Below are 6,412 nucleotides of genomic sequence, written 5' to 3'. Positions count from 1 at the left end.
TGATGCCAAGATGGGCTGCTAAGGGGATGAAAGCTGATGTCATCTTTGTCGACCCACCACGCAAAGGATTAATGCCAGAATTTATTGAGGCAGCTGTAAAAACTAGTCCGAAGAAGATTGTTTATATTTCATGTAATCCCGCAACCATGATTCGTGACTTGCAGGAATTTATGAATGAGGGCTACACCTTTAGTCAAATCGATCCTGTTGATATGTTTCCACAAACGCCGCATGTTGAGGCGGTTACGGTGCTAGAACGGTCAGGACTTAAAGCTGGAGATTGGAGATTAAACGATGAAAACAGATAGTGAAAAATACAATGAGGCTGTTCAGCCAAATACTGCTTTTCTGAACGAATTAAAAGCAAAACTGCCAGAATTTTTCAATAAAAATGGCTCCTTTGATCTTAATAAATTTAAAAATCAGTTGAAAAGAAAAAATGTCAATGAACTCAAGGATGGATATCAATTAGACTTTATTGGTAAAGACTATGCACGTCGTCAAGCTGGTGAAATGCCAAATAGTGTAATTGTTCCAGATGAAAAACAAAATAAAGGAGCTGGTGTAAACTCTCGCAATTTTTTTTTTACTGGAGATAATCTAGAAGTTTTACGCCATTTGCAGAATGGTTATCAAAATAAAATTGATCTTATTTATATTGATCCTCCTTATAATACAGGTCAAGATGATTTTGTCTATCCAGATAAATTTGAATATACTGATGATCAACTTGAAGATATCTTTGGGCTTGATGATGATCAGTTGGCTCGTTTGAAAAGTATTCAAGGAAAGTCAAGTCATTCCGCTTGGCTAACGTTCATGTATCCTCGGCTACAACTAGCAAAGCATCTTTTAAAAAGAACGGGCGTCATTTTTATTTCAATTGATGATAACGAAGATGGAAATTTAAAAGAAATTTGTGATGAGATTTTTGGTGAAAGCAATTTTTTAGCCCAAGTGATATGGGAACGAGCTTATGCTCCTATCAACCTTAAAAAGAATTTTTCACCAAGTCACGATTATATGCTTGTTTATGGACGAGATGCCAATGTGATTGAAACCAATGGTATTCCAAGGTCAAATGAAGCAGATGATAGATATAGTAATCCAGATAACGATTATAGAGGAATTTGGCAATCTGACAATTTATCAGTTGGTCCTGCCATACCTGCAAATATTTATCCAATAACCACTCCATCGGGAAGGGTGGTGGAGCCTCCAGCTGGAAGAAGCTGGAGGCTTTCGCAAAAAGCTTTTCGTGAAAGACTTGCTGATAATCGAATATGGTTTGGTTCTGATGGAAAAGGTGTACCAAGGATTAAGAGGTTTAAATCTGAATTGAAAAAAACTGGTATAACTCCAATGACCATTTGGAAATATGAAGAAGTTGGTCACAGTCAGGAGGCAACTCAGGATTTACAAAAACTAATGGGTGGGAAAAAGTATTTCGCCTATCCAAAGCCGGTTAAGTTAGTTCAGAGAGCAATTCAACTTTATTCAAATGATGAATCAATAATAATGGACTTTTTTGCAGGTTCAGCCACAACTGCTGAAGCTGTAATGCGACAAAACATTGAAGATCAAGGACATCGTAAGTTTATCATGGTACAGTTACCTGAAAAAACATATCATGTAAACAAAATGGGAGAAAAAGTGCCTACTCAAGGTGGTCGTACTGCCTTTGAAGATGGCTTTATGTCAGTTGATGAAATTGCTCGAGAAAGAATTCGCCGTGCCGCGAATAAAATTGAAAATGACAATGAATTGACACTTCCTAAAGGCTTTGATGCCAGTTTTAAACATTACCGAGTAGTTAAACCGTCTAAACAAACTCTTGAAAACATTGATAATTTTGATCCAAATAACACAAATTTGTTTACCAATATGGTTGAAGGATTCTCTAGTAATAGCTTGAACATTCCTGGAAATACGTCAGGTGAGCAAACAATTCTTACGACTTGGTTAGTTCAAGATGGTTATCCGTTTGATGCTAAAGTTGAAGAAGTTAAGTTTGATGATTATACAGCTCATAAAGTTGAAGATAATCGCCTTTACTTGATTAGCGAGGGCTGGAGCAGTAATGAAACAAAGAAATTATTGAACCAACTTGGTACTCATAAATTGAATGTTCAAAGTGTGGTTATTTTTGGCTATTCGTTTAATGTTGCTGAATTGCGAGAGTTAGAAAATGGCTTGAAGCAGTTAGATAGTAAAGTTACTTTATTAAAGAGGTATTAATTTATGAAAATTAGACTTGAAACTTTACAACACCAAACTGACGCTCTCTATACAATTGAAAAAGCATTTCCTGGAATGGATACTATGAGTAATGATCCAAATGCTAATTATATCTATGCTAATCCATTAATTAGACATCGTTTTAAAGATAAAGCTAATATTGATATTAAAATGGAAACAGGGACAGGTAAGACCTATGTTTATACAAGAATGATGTATGAGTTTCATCAAAAGTATGGATTGTTTAAGTTCGTCATTGCCGTGCCAAGTCCGAGCATTAAAGAAGGAACACGAAACTTTATTAATAGTGATTATGCTAAACAGCACTTCAGTGAGTTTTATGAAAATACACGGATGCAACTAAATGTAATTAATGCTGGTGATTTTAGTTCACGTTCTGGTAGGCGTAATTTTCCAGCTCAATTATCTGAATTTATTGAGGCAACTAGACAAAATGCTAATCAAATCGAAGTACTTTTGGTCAATCAAGGAATGCTTCATTCGAAATCAATGCATCGTGAAGATTATGACCAGACTTTACTGGGCGGTGAGACATCCCCAATGAAAGCTATTGCTGCTACTAGACCTGTAATGATTATAGACGAGCCTCAACGCTTCCCACGCGGTAAGAAGTTCTACGAAGATATTGAAGAAATGAAACCACAGTTAATTATTCGATTTGGAGCTACTTTCCCTGAGAGTACGACAGGTCGTGGCAAAAATAAGGTTACAAAAGTAGATTATTACCGTGGTAAGCCCCAATTTAATCTCGATGCTGTCGACAGTTTTAATCAAGGTTTAGTTAAAGGCATTGATATTGATTATCCAGATATTCCTGAAGAGCAAGCAAATAACTTATATAAGGTCAAGAAAGCTAAGGCAAGGGAATTAGTTCTTTCTAAAGGTAATAAGGAATATTCTCTTAAAGTTGGTGAAAAGTTAGCAGATATTGACTCTGGATTTGAGGGTAATATTACTTATGATGGCGGGACTGACTGTGAATTGTCAAATGGATTGGCTCTATCTAAAGACATGAAATTAATTCCAGGAACTTTTGCGGAAAATTATCAAGATGAAATCATCTCACAAGCTTTAGAGTGTCATTTTAGAGCAGAAGAGGAAAATTTTTTAAGACCGAATTTAGGTAATAATCCGCCAAAAATTAAGACTTTATCTTTATTTTTCATTGATAGCATTTCTAGTTTTCGTGGCGAAAATAATAAAAAAGGTTGGTTAGCGAAGCACTTCGAGAAACTTTTAACGCAAAAATTAAAAAACTTGATTGATCGTTATGAAATGGCGATTGACGATCGCGAGCAAGAATACTACTCTTTCTTACAAGCAACTTTAAGAAGTTTGCAATCTGAACATCAAGATGTTTATGCTGGCTATTTTAGCGAGGATATAGGTAGCTCAGATGCAGATATTCAGGCCGAAGTTAAAGATATATTAAGTAACAAAGAAAAATTGCTGAGCTTTAAAGATGAAAATGGGAATTGGATCACTAGGCGCTTCTTATTCTCTAAGTGGACTTTACGTGAAGGTTGGGATAATCCTAACGTGTTTACTATTGCAAAACTGCGGACTTCTGGATCGGAGATTAGCAAGATTCAGGAAGTTGGTCGTGGATTAAGGTTACCGATCGATGAAACTGGCCATCGCTTAAATCAAAATGAATGGCAAAGCCGGCTCTCATTCTTAATTGGCTATGATGAACGAGATTTTGCTGAAAAATTAGTGGGTGAAATTAATAATGATTCGCCAATTAAACTGAATCAAGAAGAGCTAACTGATGACATGATCAAGTTGATTGTTAAGACGAGGCAAACAGCTGATCCCCAATTTAATGAGGATCAGCTGTTAGATGATTTAGATTCACATGATATAATTACAAGATCTAACAAGTTTAAGCAGAATATCGAATTTAAAGGCAAAACAATGTCAGGATATGAAGCTTTATGTCAACTGTACCCAGAATTGGAACAGAGAACGCAGATTACAAAAGGTAAAGTTCGAGATAAAAATTCTAAAGAAAGCACTGCAGTTAAATTACGTAAGCAAAACTGGTTGCAACTTGAAAATCTTTGGTTACAGCTTTCTAGACGGCAAATGATTAAGTTTGATCCTTCAGTTAATCAAGATGCGGAAATTGTTGCACGAAATGTTTTTAATGATAGTGATAATAAGATTTTTGTTCTGGAACGACCACAAATGATTCATCAAGAAATATCAACTGATAAAAATATTGCCTCAATTAGTGAATCAAAGTCAGATTTTAAAAGAGAATACCTAACAATGAATTATGGCAAGTTTCTCAAAATCTTAGCAAAGCAGACGGATTTACCAGTTAATTTGCTTAATAATCTTATGATTAAGACCATAAAGCGCCTAAAAGGTAATACCAATTATATTAATGAAAAAACTTTAGGTAACCTGATTCGGACTTTTAATAAACAATTTAATGAGCGGATAAAAGCATCTTATAGTTATGAGCCTCTTGATTTTTCGGGTTCTACATCAATCTATAATGCAAAGAAACATGAATTTGTTGACTCAGTTCCAGCAAATGTTCTTGGAATTTATCAATCAGATTCGACTTCAGATATATCTTATTTATATGATAGACCTCCCTTACGTTATGACAGTGCTGATCCAGAGTTAAAAATTTTGCAACGTTCATATGGACCAAAAATTAGTGTCTTTGGCAAACTACCAAAGCAAGCTATTAAAATTCCACGTTTTGATAACGGAACAACAACACCTGACTTTATTTTTAAAATTGAACATAGCAATAAAAAGCCAACCTATTTGGTGATTGAAACTAAAGCTGAAAATATGCGACTTGGTGATGAACAAATTTGTATCATTCAGCAAAAGTATTTTGATCAATTAAAAGAAACAGGGGTTTATTATCAGATGGCGACTAGTGAACAAGAAGTACATGATTTGATTAATAAGTTGGAAAATGGGGAGTTAAACTATGATGATGCCATTAATTAAACTAGCTAATGAAGGAAAGTTAGAATATTGATGTCAAGTCAAGGCTGCCAATCAAGGTTGATGGTATTAATTCTGAAGCGATAGAAGTCTGAAAATTCTGTTTAAATGTCGGTATTACCACGATAAAAATGGACGGATTTTGACAGGAATATCGCAATATCAAAATGAATTGAATCTAGCATGCTCAATATAGCAATTTCGGTTTACGTTGCAAATACAAATCAGTATCGTGAAGAAATGACGGGAAAAACTGAAATGGAGATATACAAGTATTATTTTCCAATCCTAATAGTTTAGATGAATCTATTTCATTGCATTAAATAACCTATTTCGAATATAACTTCAGTTTAACCTTCATGCTGCAATCAAGAGATTATTTTAATCGCTTAGGACTTCCAGTTGATTAATATACACGGTATTATTATTTAATGACTAAAGGTAATGTTGCTCAGACGAGCATACGGTTTATAAAAAATTGAATGCTAAGAGAAAACTATGCTTGATGACATTGACGGCCCGTTATTAGTATCTGAGTATACAGACGATTATCTTCAAGAAGTAAAGGACATAGTAATTGGAAAATATAAGTAGGGAGACATAATATGGAAACTATTATTCCATCCGATAATACAACCAAAGAAGAATTACAAGAACGGATAGACTATATGGTGAATGAAACTTCTAGGCTTGAAAAATTGGCAATGACAGATAAAGACGAAGCAATGATCAGATTCAGGGTGCTAAAAAACTTTGCAAATAAAGAATGTCATGAACTAAATTTGCAGAAAAATGAAGAAATTGTTAACAAGAATCCATATTTATCAAGTTATCAAAGGTTTTTTAATCATTTACATTTTACGTCAGGTAAAACACCTCTAAAATTACTCTCTTGGAATCTCGATGAATTTCACCAAGCAAATATGGGTTTTAAGTTATAACGACTTTATATCAACTAACTATGATCTCAGCACTTACAAATGTTTGAACAAATATTCAATTCGCATATGTAGTGGTCTACGGCCAATACTTAATCAAATGAATTATATTAAAATATCTGAAATAAGAGTCTTGAACCTAAACTAACTTTATGATTTTGAGTTTGAATTAGGAGAATATTTATAAATAGGAGGCATAGTTATGAACCGCGTTTTGATTGGTAAAGTTTCACAAAAAG

General features: G+C 34.2%; 3 protein-coding genes and 2 pseudogenes. All 5 read left to right on the top strand.

The annotated features are described in order from the left end of the window. Positions 1-308, top strand: a pseudogene (locus Q0K80_RS09625) (hypothetical protein); the annotation flags it as partial. Next, positions 295-2,238 (top strand): site-specific DNA-methyltransferase, encoded by a 1,944-nt coding sequence (locus tag Q0K80_RS09620; protein ID WP_294605800.1) that lies wholly within the window; start codon positions 295-297, stop codon positions 2,236-2,238. The pseudogene Q0K80_RS09625 and the gene Q0K80_RS09620, both read left to right, overlap by 14 nt. 3 nt (positions 2,239-2,241) lie before the next feature. Continuing rightward, positions 2,242-5,238: a type III restriction-modification system endonuclease gene (locus Q0K80_RS09615; protein WP_294605798.1), complete on the top strand. Its 2,997-nt coding sequence runs from the start codon at positions 2,242-2,244 to the stop codon at positions 5,236-5,238. Positions 5,239-5,495: 257 nt separating this feature from the next. After that, positions 5,496-5,829: pseudogene (locus Q0K80_RS09610) on the top strand (helicase); the annotation flags it as partial. Positions 5,830-5,840: 11 nt separating this feature from the next. Next, entirely contained in the window at positions 5,841-6,176 is a 336-nt protein-coding gene (locus tag Q0K80_RS09605) for a hypothetical protein (RefSeq protein ID WP_294605796.1), read from the top strand. The last annotated feature ends 236 nt before the right edge of the window (positions 6,177-6,412 follow it).

The organism is uncultured Lactobacillus sp. (assembly GCF_945290125.1).
GTDB classification, from domain to species: domain Bacteria; phylum Bacillota; class Bacilli; order Lactobacillales; family Lactobacillaceae; genus Lactobacillus; species Lactobacillus rizhaonensis.
The sequence above is the reverse complement of the archived record's forward strand: the minus strand, read 5'-3'. Positions and strand labels throughout refer to the sequence as shown.